22 protein-coding genes and 1 pseudogene are annotated in these 23777 nt (G+C 68.5%); 13 read left to right on the top strand and 10 right to left on the bottom strand.

The window, feature by feature from the left end; all coding sequences use genetic code 11:
- Positions 1–77: 77 nt before the first annotated feature.
- The 3 genes from ABZS40_RS01975 to ABZS40_RS01965 all read right to left on the bottom strand — a co-directional run bounded on the left by ABZS40_RS01975 (position 78) and on the right by ABZS40_RS01965 (position 2553).
- On the bottom strand, positions 78–1019 hold the full coding sequence (locus tag ABZS40_RS01975; RefSeq protein ID WP_354940797.1) for a fructosamine kinase family protein: 942 nt from the start codon (positions 1017–1019) through the stop codon (positions 78–80).
- Positions 1020–1049: 30 nt separating this feature from the next.
- On the bottom strand, positions 1050–1547 hold the full coding sequence (locus ABZS40_RS01970; RefSeq protein ID WP_354940794.1) for an NUDIX domain-containing protein: 498 nt from the start codon (positions 1545–1547) through the stop codon (positions 1050–1052).
- Positions 1548–1860: 313 nt separating this feature from the next.
- Complete coding sequence (locus tag ABZS40_RS01965) at positions 1861–2553, bottom strand: hypothetical protein (protein WP_354940791.1); 693 nt, start codon at positions 2551–2553, stop codon at positions 1861–1863.
- 23 nt (positions 2554–2576) lie between these two features.
- Between ABZS40_RS01965 and ABZS40_RS01960 the strand changes: the two genes are divergently transcribed.
- Together ABZS40_RS01960 and ABZS40_RS01955 are read left to right on the top strand one after the other, a co-directional pair.
- Complete coding sequence (locus tag ABZS40_RS01960) at positions 2577–2786, top strand: hypothetical protein (protein ID WP_354940788.1); 210 nt, start codon at positions 2577–2579, stop codon at positions 2784–2786.
- A gap of 174 nt (positions 2787–2960) precedes the next feature.
- Positions 2961–3446, top strand: a complete 486-nt coding sequence (locus ABZS40_RS01955; protein WP_354940785.1) for a GNAT family N-acetyltransferase — start codon at positions 2961–2963, stop codon at positions 3444–3446.
- Positions 3447–4141: 695 nt separating this feature from the next.
- On the opposite strand, the gene ABZS40_RS01950 is transcribed toward ABZS40_RS01955, so the two are convergent.
- On the bottom strand, positions 4142–4465 hold the full coding sequence (locus ABZS40_RS01950; RefSeq protein ID WP_354940782.1) for a hypothetical protein: 324 nt from the start codon (positions 4463–4465) through the stop codon (positions 4142–4144).
- Between the two features lie 148 nt (positions 4466–4613).
- On the opposite strand from ABZS40_RS01950, the pseudogene ABZS40_RS01945 reads away from it, so the two are divergent.
- A pseudogene (locus ABZS40_RS01945) lies at positions 4614–6025 on the top strand (helix-turn-helix transcriptional regulator).
- Here the strand turns inward: ABZS40_RS01945 and ABZS40_RS01940 are convergent.
- Positions 6026–6592: an NUDIX hydrolase gene (locus ABZS40_RS01940; RefSeq protein WP_354940779.1), complete on the bottom strand. Its 567-nt coding sequence runs from the start codon at positions 6590–6592 to the stop codon at positions 6026–6028.
- A 1563-nt stretch (positions 6593–8155) separates the two neighbouring features.
- Between ABZS40_RS01940 and ABZS40_RS01935 the strand changes: the two genes are divergently transcribed.
- Positions 8156–8455 carry a hypothetical protein gene (locus tag ABZS40_RS01935; RefSeq protein WP_354940776.1) on the top strand — a complete coding sequence of 100 codons (300 nt, stop codon included), beginning with the start codon at positions 8156–8158 and terminating at the stop codon, positions 8453–8455.
- A gap of 57 nt (positions 8456–8512) precedes the next feature.
- Here ABZS40_RS01935 and ABZS40_RS01930 read toward each other — a convergent pair whose 3' ends face one another.
- The 3 genes from ABZS40_RS01930 to ABZS40_RS01920 form a co-directional block, all read right to left on the bottom strand.
- Positions 8513–8767 carry a Smr/MutS family protein gene (locus ABZS40_RS01930; protein ID WP_007465523.1) on the bottom strand — a complete coding sequence of 85 codons (255 nt, stop codon included), beginning with the start codon at positions 8765–8767 and terminating at the stop codon, positions 8513–8515.
- Positions 8768–9054: 287 nt separating this feature from the next.
- Positions 9055–9423, bottom strand: coding sequence for a tetratricopeptide repeat protein (locus ABZS40_RS01925; RefSeq protein ID WP_112584722.1), 369 nt, complete (start codon positions 9421–9423; stop codon positions 9055–9057).
- A 139-nt stretch (positions 9424–9562) separates the two neighbouring features.
- The gene (locus ABZS40_RS01920) at positions 9563–10333 is read right to left on the bottom strand and encodes an ROK family protein (protein ID WP_354940772.1); all 771 of its coding nucleotides are present in this window, start codon (positions 10331–10333) and stop codon (positions 9563–9565) included.
- 62 nt (positions 10334–10395) lie between these two features.
- Between ABZS40_RS01920 and ABZS40_RS01915 the strand changes: the two genes are divergently transcribed.
- From ABZS40_RS01915 to ABZS40_RS01905, 3 genes are all read left to right on the top strand, one after another.
- Positions 10396–12033 (top strand): ABC-F family ATP-binding cassette domain-containing protein, encoded by a 1638-nt coding sequence (locus ABZS40_RS01915; protein WP_354940769.1) that lies wholly within the window; start codon positions 10396–10398, stop codon positions 12031–12033.
- Between the two features lie 38 nt (positions 12034–12071).
- Positions 12072–12380, top strand: coding sequence for a hypothetical protein (locus tag ABZS40_RS01910; protein WP_354940766.1), 309 nt, complete (start codon positions 12072–12074; stop codon positions 12378–12380).
- A 206-nt stretch (positions 12381–12586) separates the two neighbouring features.
- The gene (locus ABZS40_RS01905) at positions 12587–13312 is read left to right on the top strand and encodes a methyltransferase domain-containing protein (RefSeq protein WP_354940763.1); all 726 of its coding nucleotides are present in this window, start codon (positions 12587–12589) and stop codon (positions 13310–13312) included.
- A 16-nt stretch (positions 13313–13328) separates the two neighbouring features.
- Here the strand turns inward: ABZS40_RS01905 and ABZS40_RS01900 are convergent, their stop codons facing one another.
- Positions 13329–14336: a LacI family DNA-binding transcriptional regulator gene (locus tag ABZS40_RS01900; protein ID WP_354940760.1), complete on the bottom strand. Its 1008-nt coding sequence runs from the start codon at positions 14334–14336 to the stop codon at positions 13329–13331.
- 146 nt (positions 14337–14482) lie between these two features.
- Between ABZS40_RS01900 and ABZS40_RS01895 the strand changes: the two genes are divergently transcribed.
- The 5 genes from ABZS40_RS01895 to ABZS40_RS01875 all read left to right on the top strand — a co-directional run bounded on the left by ABZS40_RS01895 (position 14483) and on the right by ABZS40_RS01875 (position 20255).
- On the top strand, positions 14483–15997 hold the full coding sequence (locus ABZS40_RS01895; RefSeq protein ID WP_354940757.1) for an alpha-N-arabinofuranosidase: 1515 nt from the start codon (positions 14483–14485) through the stop codon (positions 15995–15997).
- A 61-nt stretch (positions 15998–16058) separates the two neighbouring features.
- The gene (locus ABZS40_RS01890) at positions 16059–17390 is read left to right on the top strand and encodes an ABC transporter substrate-binding protein (protein ID WP_354940754.1); all 1332 of its coding nucleotides are present in this window, start codon (positions 16059–16061) and stop codon (positions 17388–17390) included.
- 6 nt (positions 17391–17396) lie between these two features.
- Positions 17397–18362 carry a sugar ABC transporter permease gene (locus ABZS40_RS01885; RefSeq protein ID WP_354940751.1) on the top strand — a complete coding sequence of 322 codons (966 nt, stop codon included), beginning with the start codon at positions 17397–17399 and terminating at the stop codon, positions 18360–18362.
- 10 nt (positions 18363–18372) lie between these two features.
- The gene (locus ABZS40_RS01880; RefSeq protein ID WP_354940748.1) at positions 18373–19230 is read left to right on the top strand and encodes a carbohydrate ABC transporter permease; all 858 of its coding nucleotides are present in this window, start codon (positions 18373–18375) and stop codon (positions 19228–19230) included.
- Positions 19227–20255: a glycoside hydrolase family 43 protein gene (locus tag ABZS40_RS01875; protein ID WP_354940745.1), complete on the top strand. Its 1029-nt coding sequence runs from the start codon at positions 19227–19229 to the stop codon at positions 20253–20255. The genes ABZS40_RS01880 and ABZS40_RS01875 overlap by 4 nt, the downstream gene beginning before the upstream one ends.
- Before the next feature lie 51 nt (positions 20256–20306).
- On the opposite strand, the gene ABZS40_RS01870 is transcribed toward ABZS40_RS01875, so the two are convergent.
- The gene (locus ABZS40_RS01870; protein WP_354940743.1) at positions 20307–21803 is read right to left on the bottom strand and encodes an amino acid permease; all 1497 of its coding nucleotides are present in this window, start codon (positions 21801–21803) and stop codon (positions 20307–20309) included.
- 202 nt (positions 21804–22005) lie between these two features.
- On the opposite strand from ABZS40_RS01870, the gene ABZS40_RS01865 reads away from it, so the two are divergent.
- Positions 22006–23664, top strand: coding sequence for a family 10 glycosylhydrolase (locus ABZS40_RS01865; RefSeq protein WP_354940740.1), 1659 nt, complete (start codon positions 22006–22008; stop codon positions 23662–23664).
- The last annotated feature ends 113 nt before the right edge of the window (positions 23665–23777 follow it).

Below are 23777 nucleotides of genomic sequence, written 5' to 3'. Positions count from 1 at the left end.
GAAGCTAGATGCGATCTTACTTCGGAGCGATCTACCTACTTCCAAGGTCGCTACGGTTACGCCGTCGCTGGGACTGGCTATTCGTATGTCGCGATGGCCTGGGCGACGCGGTTGAGGAACGGACGTCCGAAGGCCGACGTGCCGTCGACGGTGATCACGGCGAGGTAGCCGAAGAGACGCCAGAGTTCCCGCCGATACCGGAACCCCGGGTCGATCGGCGTGATCTCGGCGTAGGCGTCGAAGACCGCTCTGGGGACCGGCTCGAAGTAGTCGACCAGGGCAAGGTCGATCTCGGGGTGCCCGAAGTACGGGGCCGCGTCGAGCAGGATCGCCTGGGTGGCGGTGGTCAGGAAGTTGTTCTGCTGAGCGTCGCCGTGCAGCAGCGTGGGCCGAGTTTCCGGCCCGCAGAGGGCGGGCAGTCGGTTGATGAGCCGTTCGACGCCGACGGCCAACTCCACGGGCAGGTGACCGCTGTCGACCGCCGACGTCAACCGCGGCAGCAGACGACGCTCAGCGTAGAAATCGACCCACCGGTTCGAGGCCACCGGGCGGTTGTCCTGGCGCAGCGGGCCGAAGAAGCCGTCGAACTGCTCAAGACCGAACCGCTCCTCGTGAACCTGGTGCAGGGCGGCCAAGGCATGTCCGATGGACCGCCAATGGTTCACCGAGCGCGCCTCGACGGGAATCTCAGGGATCGCCTCCAACAGCAGTAGCGAGTCAGCACCGAAGTCGATCACCCCCGCTCCGACGGACGCGGGCGTCACGACGGCGGCTCGCTGGCGCAGCAGGTTGAGGCCACGCAACTCGGCGACGAACTGCTCGTGTCCCTCAGCTGAGGCGTCAAGCTTCGCGAAGACCGAGAACGCGTCGCCGTGCAGGAGCCCGCACGGGTGGGACGCACGATCGTTCAGGTCGGTGAAACCGGACGCCGCCCACGCTCGTCCGAGATGAGCTGATGCCGCCCGTTCGATCTCGCGGACAATCGGCGCGTGCGCGAGCGGATGATTCCTCAGCAGCACCAAGATGTTAGGTCGTCTGCCCCCACTCGTTCACAGGCCGAGCGCCACCGGTTGGGTTGGTACTCCGTCGGCGATCAGTGCGGCCAACGGCGTGGCGAGATCGCGCGGCGAGAACAGTTCCGGGCCGAGGTACTCCCGGATCTCTGACAGCGACCACCAACGCCAGCCGATGACGTGCTCGGCGGCGAGTTCTTCATCGCTCATCGCACCGCGCGGCGTGAACGATGCGGTCCGCACGAAAAAGTAGTCATTTACAACGCCATCGTGGCCGGGTGTGTGCCCAGGGGCGATTATTTCCTGGCGCCAGACCTGAGGCGGGTTGGCATCGAGAGCAAGACCGACCTCTTCGTGCAGCTCTCGCCGCAGGGCGACCAGCGGCGTCTCACCGTCCTCGACGCCACCCCCGGGAGTGATCCACACAACGATCGTGCCAGCGGGGTCGGGAATGGCGAGTCTGAGCAGCAGAACACGGTGATCGTCATCGACGACGACCGCACGCGCCGATCGCCGTAGGTTCACCGTCGACATCAGGACACTCTATTGGGTCAGGGATACCGCCTATCGCATCGCGGCGGAGACGTTAGTAGCAAAGGCCCACCTCTCCAGGGCCACCTTGGGCTCGGCTGCCGAGCACCACCAACCCGCTGCGCCCAGCCACCCCAGAGCGCCGATGCCCCACAACACCGCACTGAACAGGAACTGCCGTTTACTGGCCCGGATCAGTGACATCAGCTTCAGCCCAACGACTTCGGCCTAGTTGCGGTGGTTGACTCGTTCGAGGACGCGAACACGATGGTCGCTGAGATCGGGGCCTGACGCGTGTGGTGCCGCAGTAAGCGCGCTAGAGGCCGACCGGCGGGGCTACGACCAGTTCGGTGGCCGGGTCGTGGTCAATCCCCGAAGAGCCGGCGACGATCAGGGTGGCTCGGGACCACGGTCGTTCTTGCAGCATGAAGGGCAGTTCCTCCCGCAGCCAGTTCGTCGCGTGCTCCTGCTGTTCGGAGGAGTCGCCGTCGCGAGCGACCATCAAGCGCTCTTGCTCATCAAGATCGCCCTGTATGTACACCGAGGCGTCCAACCACGGGACAAGTTCGTCTCTGATGATGCCGGTGCCCTCGACCCAGACGAAGTCAGCGCCGGCAGGGATGGTGATCGAGCCAGCCCGGTCGTGGCTGATCCAGGCATCGGGACGGAAGTTCACCGACTCCCCTCGGTGCAGGGGTTGCAAAATGTTCTCGGCGAGCACGGTGCCCCAGTCGAAATAGGCGTGGTTCCAGGCGACGTCGTCGGTGTGCACGATGGCGGAGTTGGACTCCACCTTGCGCAGCCTCTCGGCTAAGGTCGTCTTACCCGCACCACCCCGGCCATCGATCGCAATCACCCTTGAGCGTCCGGCGACATCAGGTGATGCATCCCGCAACTGCCGGACGACGTCGGACAGGGTCACCAGCCGCCAACCGACGGCTTCGGTCTCACCGGAATGTAAACGCATCGACGGTTCGTACCCCAACGCCTGCCGATGATGCCGCGCCATGGCGTGTCACTAGGGTGAGCGGCATGGATCTCCGGTACACCCGCAGCGGACCTACCCGAGTCGGCGGCAACGTGGCGCTTGGAGCTGGTCTGCTGATTGCTGCGCTGATGGTCAGTCCGGAGAATCCTCAGACCGGCGGGTACGTCTTGGCCGGCGTGCTCGTGTTGACGGGTGTGGGATTACGGGTCGAAGCAGCGCTTATCGCCTTGCACGAGCAGCGCGGCGGCCAATGATCCAGGGGATTTGGACCCTTACACTTTTCGACTTCGATGATCGTTTGACACGGATTGTCGGTTCCCGGTCGTGCCGGATCTGAGTCCGATGATCCTCGCAACCCCATGACGACTGCGTAGCCCGGAGCTCGCCCGAAAGCATCCGGTTGCTTGACCGTCGGCCACACTTACGGCGTGACGACGACAATCGTGCCGATGGCCTCCGCTCATCCGGCGTTCGATCAGCTAGCTGCTCTGTTCGACGACTACCGGGCGCACTACGGCCAACCGTCATCTCCTGAGATCACCCGCTCCTGGCTGCACGACCAGCTCGCACAGCACCGGATTTCCGCAGCCGCCGCCATCCGAGCCAATCAAGTCTGCGGCTTCATCACGGCCACGATCATGCCGGCATCGCTCATGCTGGGTACCGCATGGTCTATCCGCGACCTCTACGTGGTCCCGCACCATCGCCGTGGCGGTATCGCGAACTCCCTCCTTCAGCACGTCATCCGCAACGCGCGTGCTGCTGGCGCGCATCGCGTGTCACTTCAGACCGAGACCGACAACATCCCGGCTCTGACGCTCTACTCCGAAGTCGGCTTCCAGCCCGTCACCGGCCTGGAACTACTCAACCTCACCCTCGATCCCACCCACCAAATTCCAGAAGGCACCCCTTAACCGAGGTCGCGGAGTTCGCCGATCCGAGTTGCGCTGTAGCGCTCGAGGCCATCCGCCTGTTCGCGCGCATCTCGGTCCGTTTCTGCCGGCACGGGTTGAACAATCGCTGGATTCAGACGAGACGCTGGATGCGTACCTTCGGGTGCTCGTTCCTCAGGTGGGCTTGCTTGTGCTGGCGGACCTCTTCGTCCCAGACCGCTTGGTCGTAGTCCGGGTTTGGGGGATCCACTTGTGGGAGCCATCGTTGTAGTGGAACTTTTCGTCGCCCGCCGGAGGACGCTCATCGGGTCCAACCGAGAAAGCGACGGTGCAGGACCCCCGCCGGCACCCAGGTCAGGTCCCGCGAGGCGCAGACCAGTTGAGCACTCATGTAGAGCGCGAGGGAAACAGGTGCGCCCTCGTACTCCGCGCGTAGTTCCTGCTGTCGGGTCCGGCAGGGCCAGGCCGCATTGCAACCTCCGCAGGTCCAGATCGGCATCACCGGGCCGTGGGTGGTCACCTTAAGTCGCCGATGAGGTGTACGAAGTGCGCCCGCCTCTGGAGCCACCTCAATCGCTCTGGGCAGGGGTGCGGCCGGCCGCATCGGCACAGGTCGAGTCCGACCTCGTCGTGGCGGTTCAGGAGTTCGTCGGCAGCGTCGACTTGAGCTTGTGCGTGGCCAATGAGGGCCTCCAGGCCGTAGATCGCAGCCATCCTCACCCCGTCAGGCCCGCACGGCTGCGGTGCCAGCCTGCCTCCGCCATGACGGCGGCGAGGTTGATGTCGCCCGTGGCGATGCGGCTCCGGGCGACATCAAGCCACAGCGGTGACGCGACGGCCTGCTCGCCGCTAGCGGTTCGCAGGCCTTCTACGGCGAGGCGTGCCAGGCGGCACGGCACGAGTTGGTCGTCGTGCACGCAGCCGACGATGAAGTAGCGGGCGGCACGGTCCTCCCACAGTGCTCGGCACAGACGCCACAGCAGCCTGTGGCGACAGCCGTCGGGCGGCTCGACCGGTGGGTTTTCGACATCGAACAACATGCCCAAGACGGTCCTGCCAGCTGCGGTCTCCCGGCCATGTCCGCTAGCCATGTCACGGTGACATGAGCGTGCTCGACCTGCACCGGAACCAGACTCAAACTCCAGGTCGTGCACGATGCGTAGTCACTCGACGACGGTGGAGGCGGTTGTGCCACTCGACGATCTTCGGATTCCGGACGGCTTCTGGTCGCGGGAGGACGTCAGGACCGCAGTGCATACCCGGGACATCGGCACTCTGTTCCGGCTTCTTGCCAGACACGCGGGAGCGAGTCAAACGCGCATCGGAGCCGTGGTCGGCCTCGAACAGGGTTACGTCAGCCGGGTGATTGCCGGCCGGAAGGTGACCTCCATCGACGTGTTGGAGCGGATCGCCGACGGCTGCGGTATGCCGGACGAGGTCCGGATGTCGCTCGGCCTCGCACCGTGCCACCAACCACGCCACCCCACCCCCGGCAGCCATCGGGGTGATGTGCCAAACGACCGATCCTGGCGCGAGGACGTCCGCGCCGCCACGCAGTTGTGGGAAGGCGACGTGAACCGCCGAGACATGCTCCGTCAGACAGTGTTCAGCTCCGCTGGCTACACCCTGCCCGCGCTGCGTTGGTTCACCGCCCCCACCACACAACCCGTCACCCAGAAAGTTCACCGGTCAGTCGGTCAACCCGATATCGACACCATCCGTGAGATGACCTCGACCTACCGACGACTCGACAACCAGCACGGAGGCGGTCACGCCCGCGAAACCCTCGCCCGCTACCTCAACCAGGAGGTCACGCCCCTGCTGACCGAGGGTCGCTACGATCCGGCGACCGGCCGAAAGCTATTCGCCGCCGTCGCCGAGCTGACTCAGCTCGCCGGTTGGCAGGCATACGACACGGCCGAACACGGCCTCGCCCAGCGCTACCTCACCCACGCCCTCGACCTCGCCCGAGCTGCCGACGATGCTGGGCTCGGCGCCGAAATCCTCGCCGCGATGAGCCACCAAGCCACCTACCTCGGTCACAACGCCACCGGCGTCGACCTCGCCCGCGCCGCCCGGCAGACGGCACAACGCGCCGGCCTCGCGGTGCTGACCGCCGAGGCACTGGTCATGGAAGCTCATGCCCACGCAGCCGCGCGCAACGAACGCGCCTGCGCCACCGCGCTGCACCAGGCAGAACAGACCCTCGACCGAGCCGACCGCAGCAGCGACCCGCACAATGGCTCGGCTACTTCGACGAGGCGTACCTGTCAGCCAAGTTCGGCCACTGCTTCCATGCCCTCGGCCACCACCAGCAGGCTGAACGCTTCACCGTCCGCTCACTGCAAATGGACGAACGCTACATACGCGGAAAGGCCTTCAATCTCACTCTCCTCGCGTCCATCCACGCCCATAACGGCGAGCCCGATCGCGCCAGCGCCATCGGCGGCAAAGCGCTCACGCTGACCACTCAACTGCGATCAGCCCGAGCCGTCCGGTACCTACGCGACCTGCAGACCGAACTCACAGCGCACCGCCGCCGGCCAGCCGTACGACACTTCATCAACCGCGTCGACGCGACCCTCGGTCAACGCCGCTGACTACAGCTCACCCCGGGCTTTGCGCGCGACCAGTTCCAACACGGCGATCACCGTGCCGGATCCCACGATCTCGCCCCTAGACACGAGGTCCCGCGCTTGCGCCAACGGCATCCAGGCCACCCGCTCGGCCTCGTTGACGTCCGCCGGTGGACCGATATGTGTCGCATCGCGCGCAAGGAACAACAGGTTCTCCGCGTCCGCGGTTGCCACCCACGGCTGGAACGACAGCATCGGTTCCACCGCACCCGGACGCCATCCGGTTTCCTCCTCGACCTCCCGGACCGCGCATGCCGAAGGCTGTTCGCCGTCGTCGACGTAACCCCCAGGCAGCTCCCACACCCACCTGTCGAACACGAACCGGTGCCGCCGCATCAGCAGCAGGCGCTCCTGCTCGTCAAGCACCGCAACCATGGCCGATCGAGGTGCACGAATCACGTACTGCTCGAAACGGACCCCATCCGGCAGTTCCACGTCGGCAATGCTCAAGCGCGCCCGCCGGCTGCCGTCCACCACCCGCTCACCGTGAATCGTCCACCGCGTCGACTCGGTAACCTGCTCCTCCGTCACCCGCCCAGTATCCGACCACTGGCGCAGACGCATTGCTGGGCCTCGACACGAAGATTCGGCTCCAGTGGGCAAGTCAAGGCCGATCGGGCTCCTACTTCCAGCGGAATTGATCTAGGGTGGGGCCACAGTCGACCAAACCAGACAACTGATGCACTGAGCTGCTGTTACACCTGGCATGGATGGTCAACAATGGTCACTACTGGCTCTCGTTCGACGGCCTACAAACGGCATGATCTTGGAAGCCTCCCCCTGTAGCCGCGTTGGTGATCCTCTGGCATTGTGATCTCGGCCGGGCCAGCCGGCGCGAAGGGCGACCGACTTCCGCCTGTGGGCGGCTGAACGCCGAGACACGAGAGCGGGGAACGTGGCAACGCTGCTTCTGAGCCGGCCGTTTGACGCTGGCGCTGTGCTTCGGCGGATTTGGGTGAGCGTGAATGGGCGTCGAGTCGCCGGGCTGAAGCCTGGTCAATCCGTCAGCCTCAACATCGGGGGTGGCACGTGCGTCGTCCAAGCTGCCCTGGACTGGATCCGCAGTGAGCCCCTGTCCATGCAGCTAGGCGACGCAGAGGCGGTTGCGCTGGAAGTGTCGTTCCCTGTCCGCGCCTACTGGGGAACGTGGGTAAAACCGAGAACGGCACTGGACATCCGGCGGTCCCCGCTTCCCCCTTACCGTTACGCCTCCTAGCCATCCCGTCGGCCTTCGTCCGCACACCGTGAAGTGGGTGGGGCCTGCCCGGTCAAGGTGGAGCACCCCACCGTCTGAACGACCTTGACCGGGCAGGCCCCACCTGCTCGGCTTCGCCCGGACGAAGGTTGTCGGGATGGCACCAACCATCCCAGAGCGCCCGAGCGCCCCGCCAGAGGCACTGCCTGCGTCTCGACCAAACCGAAGCCCCGGAACTGCCATCGATCATGGCGGCCCGGGGCTTCTTCGTATGTCGCGCCGCCGGCGGGCTATCACCGATCGCGCTGTGGCCGAAGGCCTAAGGCGCGAGCGGCGGGCCATCGGCCCGGCCCAGGTTCGGCGGCGCGAGCGGTCCGCGAAGCGGGCCGCCTTGATCTCGTACAGAAAGTTCTCACACCGTTGGTTCGGCCCGATCATAACTGGAAGCGAACATCACCTGCTGAATCAGGCAAGCTGCTCTTGCTGGTGAGGTGACCGACGTGTCGATAGCTAGGTCTGGACTATCCAACCGAGCAGTCTCATCCCACGCATCAAGCCGGACAAGCGTGTCATCGGTCGCTCGCTCAGCGATTCGGATAGCTGCTACCTCCCGCCGGCACCAAAGCTCTACGACCGTCCACGAAATCTCGGGCACTCCGCGAACGACAGCCTTCACTGCAGATCACTCGGCAGATCAAACTCGTTCGCGGTTCGCTGATCTTCGCGCCGCCGAAGGGCGGCAAGTCCCGCGAGGTCCCGTTACCGGACTCGGTAGCCGGCCGGCTCAAGCAGCACACGCGGGATTGCCCGCCGGTCCCGGTGACCCTGCCGTGGGAGACGCACCGGCGAGCCGCGGACCGTCGAGCTGTACCTGACCCGGTCAGGCGCTGTCTCGCTCGATGTTCAACTCCGGTGTCTGGAAGCCCGCGATCCGGGCGACCGGCATCCCCGATGACCGACACAACGGCATGCACGTCCTGCACTACACCTACGCCTCGGTCCTCCTGGACGCCGGGGAGAGCATCAAGGCTCTGTCGGCCTACCTGGGCCACGCAGACCCGGGCTTCACCCTCCGGACCTACACCCACCTACTGCCGGCCAGCGAGGATCGCACCCGCCGGGCCATCGACATGGCACTCGGTGAGGACCAGGCCGGCAATGATGCTCCGCAAGCCCTTGACGGCCGGGACACGGCATGATCATGGTTTCGCGACCCTGGCAGCGGCCTTATATGCAGGTCAGAGGCTATTCCGCTCTCATTTCCAGCGGAAATGGACGAAGAGGCGGCCGAAGTTCTTCGAGTCCTTCTCGACGCGGTGATAGAGCTGCTTGACGTCCTTCTGGTCGAGGAACCGCAGCACTCGCTTCTTGAGCTGGCCGGACCCCTTGCCGGGGATGATCTCGACGAGGGTGGCCTTCTTCGCCACCGCCTCGTCCATGATCCCGCGCAACGCCCGGTCGATGTCCTGGCCCTTGTTGAAGATCTCGTGCAGGTCCAGCTTGAGCTTCATGCCGCAGCCCCCCGCCGGTCAGGTCCCATGTCCGCCATCCTAGGGCGTGTGTCGAAGCCCCTGGCCGGCCTGCGGCGGGCCCAGACCACGGCCGGCCGCGTTGGAGGTTGGCCCGGATACAACACCGGTATCCGGGCCAACCTCCGCCTTGCCGGACCGCCGCCTGGACTCCGCCTCGGCTCGACCGAGGACTTCGACACACGCCCTGGGCACGTCCGACAGGTCGCCCGCCAGACGACGAAGGGGCGGCCCCGAAGGGCCGCCCCGCACGCGTCACCGGGTCAGGCTCAGCGCCTGCCGCCGAGGCGGGTCTCCACCCGCTCCAGCGCGGTCCGGTAGTCGTCGTTGGCCGCGTACATCGCGGCGGCGATCCGCAGGTGCCGCAGCGCGTCGGTGTGTCGGTTCAGCCGTTCGAGCGTCCGACCGAGCACGTGGTGCGCGTAGTGGTCGCTCGGGTCCCGCTCGACCAACTCACGCAGGTGCTCCTCGGCCCGGTTGAGCTGGGCCGACTGGAAGTACGCCCGGGCCAGCAGTTGCCGGACCGCCGCGTTGCCGGGTTCGGCGTCGATGATCGGCTCCAGCAGTCGGGCTGCCCCGCTGGGGTCACCGGTTTCGAAGAACATGGTCGCCCGCCGGTAGTCCGCCAGAAGATCCATCTGCCACCTCCTCGGGTCGCACCGTCACCTGTTCCGACGCTGGCACAACACCGGAAGTTTGGCGACTGTTCCCGGCGTCGAGATCGGGTCAGTTCGGGCCGCCGAAGGCCGCCGACGGGCGCCGACGGGCGCCGAAGGCTCAGGCGCGGGCGTCCCGGCGTCCGGCGGAGAGTTCCCAGGCGCGGACACCGCCGACGATTCCGGCGGTGTTCGGCACCACCACCACGTCGTCGCCCATCCGGGCCAGCTGCTCGGGCCGGATCAGTCGGGAGTTGCCTCCGCCCAGGTAGAGCCGGTCCCAGCGGAACACCGGGCGGAGCCCGTCCACCACCTGCCGGATCCGACGGGACCAGAAGGCGTCGCCGAGCCGCCGCCGTTCCGGCTCGCCGACGTACGTGTCGTAGGTGGTGCCCCAGCGCACCGGCGCGTGCGACAGCTCCAGGTGCGGTGCGAGCACCCCGCCGTCGAAGAGCGCGCTGCCCAGCCCCGTCCCCAGGGTCAGCACCAGCTCGCACCCGGTGCCGGCGACCACCCCGGCGCCGTGCACCTCGGCGTCGTTGAGCACCAGCGCCGGCACCCCGAACGCGTCGGCAAGCGCGCCGCGCGCGTCCCAGCCGGACCATTCGGCGACCAGGTCCGGGTCGACCCGGCTTCGGGGGCCGCTGCGGGTCACGTAGTGCGGCGTGCTCACCACCACTCCGTGCCGGATCATCCCGGGTACGCCGACAGTGAGCCGGTCCGCCGTCGGCAGGCGCCCGCCGAGATCCCGCAGGGTCCGGACGAACAACGCGGGCGGCAGCGGGTACGGGGTGGGCACCCGCAACGGCCGGGCCCGCATCGTTCCCGCCTCGTCGAGCACGGACGCCTTGATGCCTCCGCCGCCACAGTCGATCGCCAGTGTGGTCACCACGTCGTTGAGTCTGCCCGCTGCCGGCCGGTCGTATGCGGGCGGCCGGATAGGCTGCCGTCCTGATGAGCGCCACGATGATCGTCAAGGACCTGGCCGCCGGGCACGGCGACCGCCCGCTCTTCGCCGGATTGGACCTGGTGGTCGCCCCCGGCGACGTGGTCGGGCTGGTCGGGCCGAACGGGGCCGGCAAGTCGACGCTGCTGCGTACCCTCGCCGGATTGTTGCCGGTCGAGGCCGGCAGCGTGCGGCTCAGCCCGCCCACCGCGAGCGTCGGACACCTGCCCCAGGAGCCGGAACGGCGACCGGGCGAGACGGTACGGGACTTCCTGGCCCGCCGGACCGGGGTGACCGCCGCGCAGGCGGCGTTGGACGCGGCGACCGAGGCGCTGACCGCCGGGGCGGCGGGCGCCGACGACGCGTACGGCGACGCGCTGGAGCGCTGGCTCGCCCTGGGCGGCGCGGACCTGGACGAACGCGCCGAGCAGGTGAGCGCCGACCTGGGGCTCGCTGTCGATCTGGACCACCCGACGATCGGGCTCTCCGGCGGTCAGGCGGCCCGGGCCGGGCTCGCGTCGCTGCTGCTCAGCCGGTACGACGTGTTCCTGCTCGACGAGCCGACAAACGACCTGGACCTGGCCGGGTTGGAGCGGCTGGAGGAGTTCGTCACCGGGCTGCGCGCCGGCACGGTGCTGGTCAGCCACGACCGGGAGTTCCTCACCCGCACTGTGACCCGGGTCGTGGAGCTGGACCTGGCACAGCAGCAGGTGCACCACTACGGCGGCGGCTACGCGGCCTACCTGGAGGAGCGCGAGGTGGCGCGCCGGCACGCCCGCGCGGACTTCGAGGAGTACGCCGACACCAAGGCCGGGCTGGAGGCTCGGGCCCGCACCCAGCGTGGCTGGATGGAGAAGGGCGTGCGGAACGCCCGCCGCAAGGCCACCGATAATGACAAGATCGGCCGCAAGTTCCGCAGCGAGTCCAGCGAGAAGCAGGCCGCCAAGGCCAAGCAGACCGAACGGCTGATCGAACGGCTCGACGTGGTCGAGGAGCCCCGCAAGGAGTGGGAGCTGCGGATGGAGATCGCCGCCGCGCCCCGCGCCGGCGCCGTCGTGGCCACGCTGCGCGGAGCCGTCGTACGCCGGGGCGGCTTCACCCTCGGCCCGGTCGACCTCCAGATCGACTGGGCGGACCGGGTCGCGGTGACCGGGGCGAACGGCTCGGGCAAGTCCACCCTGTTGGCCGCGCTGCTGGGCCGGCTGCCGCTGGACGCCGGCACCGCCTCGCTCGGGCCCGGCGTGGTGGTCGGCGAGGTGGACCAGGCCCGCGGGCTGTTCCTCGGCGACGTGCCGCTGATCGACGCGTTCGAGGCGGCCGTACCCCACCTGTCGCCGGCGGACGCGCGGACCCTGCTGGCCAAGTTCGGCCTGCGGGCGGCGCACGTGCCCCGACCGGCGGCCACCCTCTCCCCCGGTGAGCGGACCCGGGCCGCGTTGGCCCTGCTCCAGGGCCGTGGGGTCAACCTGCTGGTGCTGGACGAGCCCACCAACCACCTGGACCTGCCCGCCATCGAGCAGCTCGAATCGGCGCTGGCCAGCTATCCCGGAACGCTGCTGCTGGTCACCCACGACCGGCGGATGCTGGCCGCCATCGAGACCAACAGGCGACTGCGGGTCGACGCCGGGCGGATCGCCGAGGATTGATCCGTGCCCGCGGGCCGGCGCGGGGTGAGAATGACGCCATGCTCAAGTGGGAGTACGCCCTGCTGGTCCGCCGCCGCCAGGCCGCGACCACCGACCTCGGCTGGGAGGTCGTCTTCGTCTGGTACGGCCCGGACGGCTCGATGGTCGACGTGACGCCGTACGGCGACACCTCGCTGGCCCACCTGAACCGGGCCGGCGACCAGGGCTGGGAGTTGGTCGCGATGAGCGAGGACCCGTCCCTGCCCGGCAACCACGAACTGCACCGCTACCACCTCAAGCGGCCGAAGCCCGCCGACCCGCCGCCCCGCCAGCGGATGCGCGGGGGCCGGCGTACCCTCTCGGGCTGACCCCACCCGGTCCGTGACGGCGGTGTCTCCTACGAGCGTGATGCCACACAGTCATTCTGATGTCTGTGTGGCATCACGACGATTGTGGTCCTGCCCCGCATCCTGCGACACGCCCTTGGCCCGCCGCGCCCGGGCAACGACGGACGTGGACGAGCGGGGCATAACGGGCGCGATTGCGGGTATCGCGCGGCGGGAGGTGGCCCCGAATGGTCGCTTTGGCACAGACTCCGCCCTCGGCCGACCGGCTGCGGGCGATAGACGATTTCCTCGCCCAGGCATGGGCGGACCAGGTCCGCCACGATGATCGGCTGCGGGACCTGGCGGTCGAGGTGCGGTTCGACCGCGGGGTGGCGCATCTGAGCGGCGACGTGGCCGAGCCCGCCCAGCTACGGCTGGCGCGGGACCTGGTGGGACGGCTGGCCGGTGTCTACGGCGTCTGGTGCCGCGTCGGCATCGGCGGGCGCGCGCCAGTGGTGGTGGATCTTGGTTGTGGGCCGACCAAGCAGTGGTCGAGCAACCTGGGGCTGGACATCTACCCGGCGCCCGGCGTGAATGCCGTGGCGGACCTGTCCGGCTCGCTGCCGCTCGCCGACAACTCGGTGGACGTCCTCTTCGCGGTGCACATCCTGGAGCACCTGATCGACTTCCTGCCGCTGGTCGACGAGTGTCACCGGGTGCTCCGCCCCGGTGGGGTGCTGCACGTGATGAGCCCCTGGTGGGGGCATGTGAACGCGGTGGCCGACCCGACCCACGTCCGACTGATGGACGTGCAGACGTTCAAGGGGATCTGCCAGGGCCGTCCACCGGGCACCCCGCTGTGGTATCCCCTGCACGCGGGCTGTGACGGCGCCTCGATCTTCGCCGACCTGACTCCACTCCCCCCGGACGCCGAGACCGCCCCGAGAACCCACCTGGCCCGCTTCTTCGACTGACGGACCCGGTACCGGGTCAGCGGGCCTCGGTGGATTCGCGGATCTCCAGACGGTAGGGGGCGGAGACCTCTCTCGCCGGGGCGGTGCGGTCGCCGTCCAGTCGGTTGGCGAGGAGTTCGACGGCCAGTTGGGCGATCTTCTCCTTGTCCGGGGCGACGGTGCTCAGGGTCGGAATCGAAAAGCGGCCGTCCTCAATGTCGTCGAAGCCGACCACCGCCACGTCCTCGGGCACCCGCAGACCGGCCTCGTGCAACGCACGCAGGGCACCGAGGGCCAGCGTGTCGTTGAAGCAGAAGACGGCGTCGGGGCGTACGCCGGAGGTGAGCAGGCCGCGCATCGCGGCCGCGCCGTCGGCGCGGTGCCAGGCCGACGCGGGCGCCACCATTGTCTCGTCGTAGCCGAGCCCGGCGGCGAGCAGCGCGTCGCGGTAACCGGCCAGGCGCAGCCGGGCACTGGCACCCTCGTCGGTGCGCTGCGAGCCGATGGCCGCGATCCGGCGGTGGCCGAGCCGGATCAGGTGGGCGGTGATCTCGCGGGCCGCCGTCACGTTGTCGATCACCACGCGATCGGCGGGGCCATGATCGACCCGCTCGCCGAGCAGCACCATGGGAGTGCCGTCCAGGCCGGCCAGATCCTCCGCGGTGAGCGCCAACGGGCTGAAGATGAGCCCGTCGATCAGGTGGTCGGTGATGCCGGAGGCAACCACCCGCTCCTGCTCACGCCGACCGCCGGTCTGGTCGATCAGCACCGTCCAGCCGTACTGGGCGGCGGCGGTGACCACATGGCGGGCCAGCTCGGCGAAGTACGGGATGTCCAGTTCCGGAACGGCCAGCGCGATCACGCCCGTGCGGCCCTTGCGGAGGTGACGGGCGGAGAGGTTGGGCCGGTAGTTGAGCTCGGCGATCGCCTCTTCGACTCGGGCGCGGGTGTCCGGCCGAACGTGCACGTAACCGTTGACCACGTTGGAGACGGTCTTCACCGACACCCCGGCCCGTTCGGCCACATCTTTGAGCCTTTGTCGCACTCCGAAACCTCCCCGATGTAACACTCCGCACCCTACCGCCTCAGCAACCCTTTACAACGTTGCCTACAACGTTGTAAAACGATGGACACAAGGTGAACGGTGACCGCGCTCACCTGAGCATCGGCACGAGGAAAGGTGGCACCCCCTTGCGGACCGCGCAGCTGACGATCGACCCGGCCTTCTCCATCGGCCCGGCCGACCGACGCCTCTTCGGCTCCTTCGTCGAGCACATGGGGCGGTGCGTCTACGGCGGCATCTACGAGCCCGGCCACCCCACCGCCGACTCCCGCGGCCTGCGCCGCGACGTACTGGACCTCACCCGCGAGCTGGGCGTCTCGGTCGTCCGCTACCCGGGCGGCAACTTCGTCTCCGGCTACCGCTGGGAGGACGGCGTCGGCCCGGTCGGTGACCGGCCGCGCCGGCTCGACCTGGCCTGGAAGACGATCGAGACCAACGCGTTCGGGCTTGACGAGTTCATGACGTGGGCCGCCGAGGCCGGCGTCGAGCCGATGATGGCGGTCAACCTCGGCACGCGGGGTGTCCAGGAGGCACTGGACCTGCTGGAGTACGCCAACCACCCGGGCGGCACCGAGCTCTCCGACCTGCGGCGCAAGCACGGCGCCGAGGACCCGTACGGCGTGCGGCTGTGGTGCCTGGGCAACGAGATGGACGGCCCGTGGCAGGTCGGCGCCAAGACCGCCGACGAGTACGGCCGCCTCGCCGCCGAGGCCGCCCGCGCGATGAAGCTGATCGACCCGTCGATCAGCCTGATCGCCTGCGGCAGCTCCAACCGGCGGATGCCCACCTTCGCCTCGTGGGAGGCGACGGTGCTGGAGCACACCTACGAGCACGTCGACTACATCTCGGCGCACACCTACTACGACCCGTCCGACGGCGACCAGGCCAGCATCCTGGCGTCGGCCGTCGACATGGACAACTTCATCACCGAGGTCGTCGCGACCGCCGACCACGTGGCCGCCAAGCAGCGGCACAAGCGCAAGCTGAAGATCTCTTTCGACGAGTGGAACGTCTGGTACGAGTCCCGCCTCCAGGCCGACCTGGACCGCCGTGGCTGGGTCGAGGCCCCGGCGCTGATCGAGGACGACTTCACGGCGATCGACGCGGTGGTCGTCGGCGATCTGCTGATCACCCTGCTGCGGCACGCGGACCGGGTCGGGGTGGCCGCGCAGGCCCAGCTGGCCAACGTGATCGCGCCGATCCGTACCCGCAACGGCGGCCCGGCCTGGCGGCAGAGCATCTTCCACCCGTTCGCGCTGACCGCCCGGTACGCCCGGGGCACCGTGCTGCGCACCGACCCGGTGTCGCCGCGCTACGACACGAAGAAGTACGGGGACGTGCCGGTGCTCGACACGGTCGCCGTGCACGACGAGGAGACCGGCGAGCTGACCGTGTTCGCGGTCAACCGGGACTCCACCGACCTCCCGCTGGAGATCGATCTGCGCGGGTTGCCGGTGATGTCCGGCCTGTCCTTCCAGAGCATCGCTGCCGGGTCTGACCCGTCGGCGACGAACACCGAGGCCGACCCCGACCGGGTGACGCCTCGGGACCTGCTCACCCCCACCCCCGACGGCGGCCGGTGCACAGTGCGCCTGCCCGCCGTGTCCTGGAGCGTGCTCCGCTTCGGCCCGGCCAACGCATAGGTGTCACACCGGTTCTGAGCAGGCACAATTCATTCCGTTCCCCCTCAAGGAGAGATAAAGCATGATCCAGAACGACATGAGCCGGCGTCGCCTGCTCGGCCTCGGTCTCGGACTCGGCGCCGCGGCCTCGCTGACCCTCGCGGGTTGCGGCGGCGGCGATGACAGCGCCTCCGGGCCGGCCGCCGGCAACGGGGGCAAGGAGTACACCGGACCCAAGGTGGACCTGAAGCTGTGGAACGGCTTCACCGGCGGTGACGGCGACATCTTCAAGACGCTGGTGAACCAGTTCAACACCGAGCACAAGAACATCGCCGTGTCGGTGGCCACCTACCAGTGGGAGGACTACTACAACAAGCTCCCCGGTGCGGCCTCCAGCGGCAACGGCCCGGACATCGCGGTCATGCACATGGACCAGCTCGCCACCTTCGCCGCCCGCGGCGTGATCACCGAGCTGGACGACGTCGCCAAGAATCTGGAGCTCGCCGAGGGCGACTTCGCCCCCACGGTGTGGAAGGGCGGGCTCTACAACAACAAGCGGTACGGCATCCCGCTGGACATGCACCCGCTGGGCTTCTACTACAACAAGGCCGTCATGCAGAAGGCCGGCCTGGACCCGAACAAGCCGCCGACGACCAAGGACGACTACGTCGCCGCGCTGACCGAGCTGAAGAAGGCCGGCATCCAGGGCTTCTGGGTCAGCCCGTTCCAGTTCACCGGCGGCATGACCTTCTACTCGCTGCTCAACCAGTGGGGTGCCACCCTGTTCGACGCGGACGTGGCCAAGGCCACCTTCAACTCGGACCCGGCGGTCGAGGCGTGCACCTGGCTGGTCGACATGGTCAAGCAGGGCTTCTCGCCGGCCAACGTCGGTCAGGACGCCGACTACCTGTCGTTCAAGAGCGGCAAGAACGCCTTCACCTGGAACGGCATCTGGCAGATCAACGATCTGAAGAAGAGCCCCGACGTGCAGTGGGGCGTCGCTCCGCTCCCGCAGATCGGCAGCAAGCCGGCCGCGTGGGCCAACTCGCACAACTTCACCATCGTCAAGCAGCGGGCCAACGACGCCAACAAGGTCTCCGGCGCCAAGGTCTTCATCAACTGGCTCAGCGAGCACTCGCTGGACTGGGCGAAGGGCGGCCAGGTGCCGGCCCGTAAGGCCGTCCGCGAGGGCGCCGAGTTCAAGGCGCTGCCGGAGATCTCGTCGCTCGCCCCCGAGCTGGAGTACGCGGCGTTCCCGCCGGCGGCCCCGGGTCTCGGCGAGGTCATGACCACTTTCTACAACTCCTTCAACGAGGCGGCGCTGGGCAAGAAGTCGCCCAAGCAGGCGCTGGACGACGGTGTGGCCAAGGCCAACAAGCAGCTCGAGGACAACCGCAAGAAGTACGGGAGCTGATACCCCGTGGCGGACGTGATCGAGGTCGGGGCGGCGCGCGGTGACGCGCCGCCCTCGGCGGCCAACGCAGCCCGCCGGGCCGCCTCGGCGGGTCGGACCAGACGGGCGACGCCATATCTGCTCCTCGCTCCCTACCTGGTCCTGTTCGGGGTGTTCGGCCTGCTGCCGATCGTCCTCGGCGTCTGGCTGAGCGTGCACCAGTGGGACTTCCAGCTGCCCAACCGGCCGTTCGTCGGGTTGGACAACTACAAGCAACTCTTCTCCAGCGACTCCGCCGTCTACGGCGACTGGTGGCAGAGCGTCCGGGCCACCGCGATCTTCACGGTGCTGTCGGTGCCGCTGCTGGTGGTCGTACCGCTGGGGTTGGCACTGCTGCTCAACCGCTCGTTCCCGGGACGGACGTTCTTCCGGGCGATCTACTTCGCGCCGTACGTGCTGGGTGTCGCGGTGATCGGCCTGCTCTGGCGGTTCCTGCTCGACGCCAACCTGGGCCTGGTCAATCGGCTCCTCGGGGCGGTCGGGCTGCCGTCGGACACGCCCTGGGTGACCAACATGCCGTGGGCCTGGATCTCTCTGGTCGGTGTCACCGTCTGGTGGACGTCGGGCTTCAACGCGGTGATCTACCTGGCGGGCCTCCAGGACATTTCACCCGAGCTGTACGAGGCGGCCCGAATGGACGGTGCCAACGCCTGGCAGCGGTTCCGGAACGTGACAATGCCCGGGCTGCGCCCGGTGCTGCTCTTCGTGATCACGACGACAGTGCTCGCCTCGGCGAACATGTTCGGCCAGTCGTTCCTGATCACCCAGGGGACGCCCGGCACGGAGACCCGCACCGTGGTGTGGTTCATCGTCGAGGAGGGCCTGCGGAACAACAACGCCGGTCGCGCCGCCGCGATGAGCATCGTGTTCGCCCTGCTGCTGGCGGTCGTGAGCATCGCCAACTTCCGCCTCTTCCGCTACAAGGAAGACTGAGGGGACCGCCATGACGACGCCCACGCCGACCACCGACGGCACCGCACCGGGGCTGCGCCGGGTCGGGCTCTACGCCACCCTGGTCGCCCTGGCTCTGATCTTTCTGGTTCCGCTGGTGTGGATGGTCATCACCTCGCTGAAGACCTACACCGCCGCCCAGCAGATCCCACCGAGCTGGCTGCCGAACCCACTCGCCGGGTACGGCTACGAACAGGTCCTCAACAACTCGGCCAACCCGGTGCTGCGCTGGTTCCTCAACAGCATGCTGGCCGCCACGCTGCACTCGGCGCTGGTGCTGGTGACCGCCTCGATGGCCGCGTACTCCCTGGCCCGGCTGAAGTTCCGGGGACGCGGGGTGACCTTCGCACTGATCGTCGGGACGCTGTTCATCCCGCCGACCTCGCTGATCATCCCGAACTTCCTGATCGTCGACCAGCTCAACTGGATCGACACCCTCGCCGTGGTCGTGGTGCCCGGCGCGGCCAGCGCGTTCGGTGTGTTCTTCCTGCGGCAGTTCTTCCTCTCCCTGCCGAACGAGCTGGAGGAGGCCGCCACGCTCGACGGCGCCAACCAGTGGCAGATCTTCTTCAAGGTGGTGCTGCCGCTGTCCAGGCCGGCGCTGGCCACGCTGGCCGTGCTGTCGTTCCTCACCAACTGGAACGACTTCCTCTGGCCGATCTTCGTGCTGTTCAGCCCTGAGCAGCTCACCCTGCCGCCGGGCCTGGGCCTGCTCCAGGGCGCCTTCGTCACCGACTACCCGGTGATCATGGCGGGTGCGGTACTGGCCAGCCTGCCGGTGCTGATCCTCTTCGTGCTGGCCCAGCGACACATCATCCAGGGCGTCTCCCGCAGCGGTCTGAAGGGATGACGCGCGTCATCGCCCGGCGACGCGGCGCGGCGGCGATCGTTCTCGCCGCCGCGCTGCTCGTTGCGGGCTGCGCCGACGACACCGAGCCCACGCCCACCACGAGCAACGGGAGCGACCCCAGCATGTTCACCAACCCCGTGGTCAGAAGCGACGCCCCGGACCCGCAGGCGATCCGGGTGGGCGACACCTGGTACCTGTTCCACACCAACTCCGGGGGCCGCAACGTCCCCGTGCTCACCTCGACGGATCTCATCGACTGGACCGAGGCCGGTGACGCCCTGCCGGCGCTGCCGGACTGGGCGGACGCTGGTAAGACCTGGGCGCCGGAGGCGATCCAGCTCGCGCCGGACCGCTTTCTGCTCTACTACACCGTCGCCGGCCGCGAGTCGGGGCGGCAGTGCGTCGGGCGGGCGGTGGCCAGCGCACCGCAGGGACCGTACCGCGATGATGCGGCCGGCCCGCTGATCTGCCAGGCCGACCTTGGCGGGGCGATCGACGCCAGCCCGTACCGGGACACCGACGGCAGCCTGTGGCTGCTGTGGAAGAACGACGGCAACGCGATCGGGGTGGACACCTGGCTCTGGTCGCAGCGCCTCGCCGACGACGGCCTGACCCTCATCGGCGAGCCGACGAAGCTGCTGAAGCAGACCGAACCATGGGAGGGCACCCTTATCGAGGGGCCGTTCTTCCACCGTCAGGACGGCCGGCTGCTGCTCTTCTTCGCCGCCAACGCGTACGACCGGGCGGAATACGCCGAGGGCTACGCGGTCTGCGAGAGCCCGACCGGCCCGTGTGTGAAGGCCGCCGAGAACCCGATCCTGAAGAGCAACGAGGCCGCCTCGGGCCCCGGCCACGCGTCGATGGTGGTCAAGGACGGCCGGACCTGGCTTTTGTACCACGCCTGGCCGCCCGGCCAGGAGGGCAGCACCGACCCGGGTCGACAGGTGTGGCTCGACGAGGTGACCTGGGTCGACGGCAAGCCAGTCGTCAAGGGCCCGACGGCCACGCCGCAGCCCCGCCCCTGAGCTGATCGTGCGGAAGGGCCCCGGAAACGGGGCCCTTCCGCACCTCGCAGGTCAGTCGGTCGGCTCGCGCGGAGCCGGGGCAACCGCGGGCTCGTGCTGGGCCAGCCGGTTGCGGCGGTAGCCGTAGCCGAAGTAGATCAACGCGCCGAGCAGCATCCAGGCCAGGAACCGCAGCCAGGTCTCCACCGACAGGTTGAGCATCAGGTAGAAGCAGGCCAGCGCCGAGACGATCGGCAGCACCGGTGAGAACGGCACCCGGAACGGCCGCTCCAGATCCGGCCGCTTGCGGCGCAGGATCGGCACCGCCACCGACACGAGGACGAACGCGCAGAGCGCGCCGATGCTGACCAGGTCGGCCAGCGCGGACAGCGGCAGGAAGCCGGCCAGCAGCGCGACAGCCACCGTCATGATCGCCGAGATCCGGTACGGGGTGCCCCAGCGCGGGTGCACCTTAGCGATCGAGGGTGGGATCAACCCGTCCCGGGCGATGGCGAAGCCGATCCGGCCCATCGCGACCAGGTCGACCAGGATGACGCTGGTCAGGCCCGCGACCGCGGCGATGGAGACCAGCACGGCGGCCCAGCCCGCGCCGACCGACTCGAAGGCCGACGCGATCGGGGCGCCCCGGTCGATCTCGGTGTACGGCACCATCCCGACCAGCACCAGCGAGACGCCGATGTAGAGCACTGTGGAGATCAGCAGCGTGCCGAGCAGACCCAGTGTGAGGTCCCGCTTGGGCTTCCGCGTCTCCTCGCCCAGGTTGGCCACTGCCTCGAAGCCGGTGTACGCGAAGAAGACCACGGCGGCGGCGCTGAGCACCCCGACGAAGCCGAAGACCGACGGCTCCAGCCCGAAGAGCGCCTGCGTGACCGGCTGCTTGATGCCGTCGTCGCCGCTCCCGGCGGGCTCGGCCGGCGGGATGAACGGGGTGAGGTTGGCGGCCTTGACGAAGAACAGCCCGGCGACCACCACGAAGACGCAGATGGCCACCTTGACCAGCACCAGCAGGTTGGTGATCCGGGCGGATTCCCGGATGCCGACGATCGCCACGATGCCGAGGATCAGCACGATGGCGATGGCGCCCACGTTGACAGTGCTGCCCTCCTCGCCGAACCAGCGGGTCGGCAGGTCGAGCAGTTCGGCGAGGTAGCCGGACCAGCCTCGGGCCACCACGGCGGCGCCGAGCGCGAACTCCAGCAGCAGGTCCCAGCCGATGATCCAGGCGACGATCTCACCCATCGTGGCGTACGCGTAGGTGTAGGCGCTGCCGGCGGTCGGCACGCTGGAGGCCAGCTCGGCGTAGCAGAGGGCGGCGAGCAGGGCGACCACGCCGGCGATGGCGAAGGAGATCACGACGCCCGGCCCGGCGCTGTCCCGGGCCTCGATCCCGGTGAGCGTGAAGATGCCGGTGCCGATCACGATGCCGATGCCGAAGCCGGTGAGGTCGACCGCGCCGAGCCGTCTCTTCAGCCCCAGCTGGCCGTCGCTGCCGTCCGCCTCACCCTGGGCTATCACGTCCTTGATTGGTTTCGTACGCAGCACGGACACCCGGTCACCCCTCCCACCGTGCGACCACCTCCGTGGCGGCCGGTGACCGGCGTTGCTACCCAGCGGCGCGATTGGTCAACCACGAACTCTTGCGGCGACGGCCAGACTGTGAAAATTTCCTACCAGCAACGCGGACATCGACGGCGAATCTTGCCGCGCGCCGCGCGAAACATCCGGGAGCCCCAACGAAGGGACACACCGCATGAAAGCCACCCGACTCGGAGTCGCCGGGCTGGTCGCAGCCCTGCTCGGCACGTTCGTCAGCGCCACCCCCGCGAGCGCCGCACCCAGCGCGGCCGACACCACCACCGCCACCTGCGCCACCGACCCGGCCACCCCGAAACGGCAGTTCCGGGCCATGTGGATCTCGTCGGTGGTCAACATCGACTGGCCCAGCAAGGCGTCCCAGACCAACCCGGACCGGATCGCGGCCCAGCAGGCCGAGTACCGCGAGCTGCTCGACCTGGCCGGGCGACTGCACCACAACGCCGTCGTGGTGCAGGTCCGGCCCACCGCCGACGCGCTCTGGCCCTCGCCGTACGAGCCCTGGTCGGAGTACCTGACCGGGATACGCGGCCAGGACCCGGGCTGGGACCCACTGGCCTTCCTGGTTGACGAGTCGCACAAGCGGAACCTGGAGTTCCACGCCTGGTTCAACCCGTACCGCGTCTCCATGCCGGCCCCCGGCGGCGCCGGCGCCGACCTGACCCAGCTCGCCCCCGGCCACCCGGCCCAGCAGCACCCCGACTGGACCTTCGCCTACCCGCCGGCCGGCGTCGCCGGCAGCCGGCTCTACTACAACCCCGGAATCCCCGAGGTACGCGAGTTCGTCCAGACCGCCATGATGGACGCCGTCAAGCGGTACGACATCGACGGCGTCCACTTCGACGACTACTTCTACCCCTACCCCAGCGGCACCTACCAGGTGCCGGACGACGCGACGTTCGCGGCTCACAACCGGGGCTTCACCGACCGGGCCGACTGGCGGCGGGACAACATCAACCTGCTGATCCAGGAGATGAACGGCAAGATCAAGGCCGCGAAGCCGTGGGTGAAGTTCGGCGTCAGCCCGTTCGGCATCTGGCGCAACAAGACCGTCGACCCGCTCGGCTCGGACACCACCGGCAGCCAGTCGTACGACATCATCTCCGCCGACACCCGCAAGTGGATCAAGCAGGAGTGGATCGACTACGTGGTGCCGCAGCTCTACTGGTACATCGGCCAGTACCCGGCCGCCGACTACGCGCGCCTCGTGCCGTGGTGGGCCGAGACGGTGCGCGGCACCCGCGTGCAGCTCTACATCGGCCAGGCCGACTACAAGAGCGGCGACCCGGCGTACGGGCCGTACTGGCAGAACCCGCGTGAGCTGTCCGACCACCTGACGCTCAACCGGTCGTACCCGGAGGTGCAGGGCAACGTGCACTTCTCAGCGGTGCAGGTGCGGGCCAACCGCCTCGGCGCCACCGACATCTACGCGGGCGAGCACTACTCCCGCCCGGCACTGGTGCCGGCCATGCCCCACCTGCCGGCCCGGCCGCTGCTCTTCCCGGTGGTCAGCAAGGCGACCCGGCAGGCCGACGGGGTCCGGCTCACCTGGCGGCAGCCCGCCGACGGCGTCGGCCCGCTCGGCACCGCCACCTCGTACGCGATCTACCGGTTCGACGGCACCACGCTGCCCGGCCGGTGCGCCACGGCCGACGCGGCACACCTGGTCGACACCGTCCGGGCCACACCCGGAAACGTCCAGTCCTGGGTGGACGCCTCGGCCGAGCCCGGTCGGCGCTACACCTACCAGCTGACCGCCCTGGACCGGTCGGCCAACGAGAGCCCCGCCAGCCCGCCGACATTCGTCAGGCGCTGACCCGCTTCTCCGAATGCCCCGGACGCCTCGCGCGTCCGGGGCATTCGTCTGTTTCAACGTATGTCACCAATAGTTGGCGAGACGCATACCGCCTAGTTGATCAGCTGATCGAC

The sequence above is a fragment of the Micromonospora sp. NPDC005324 genome, from assembly GCF_040607155.1.
Taxonomy (GTDB): domain Bacteria; phylum Actinomycetota; class Actinomycetes; order Mycobacteriales; family Micromonosporaceae; genus Micromonospora; species Micromonospora trifolii.
Note: the sequence above shows the minus strand (reverse complement) of the source record. Positions and strands in the feature narration are given on the sequence as shown.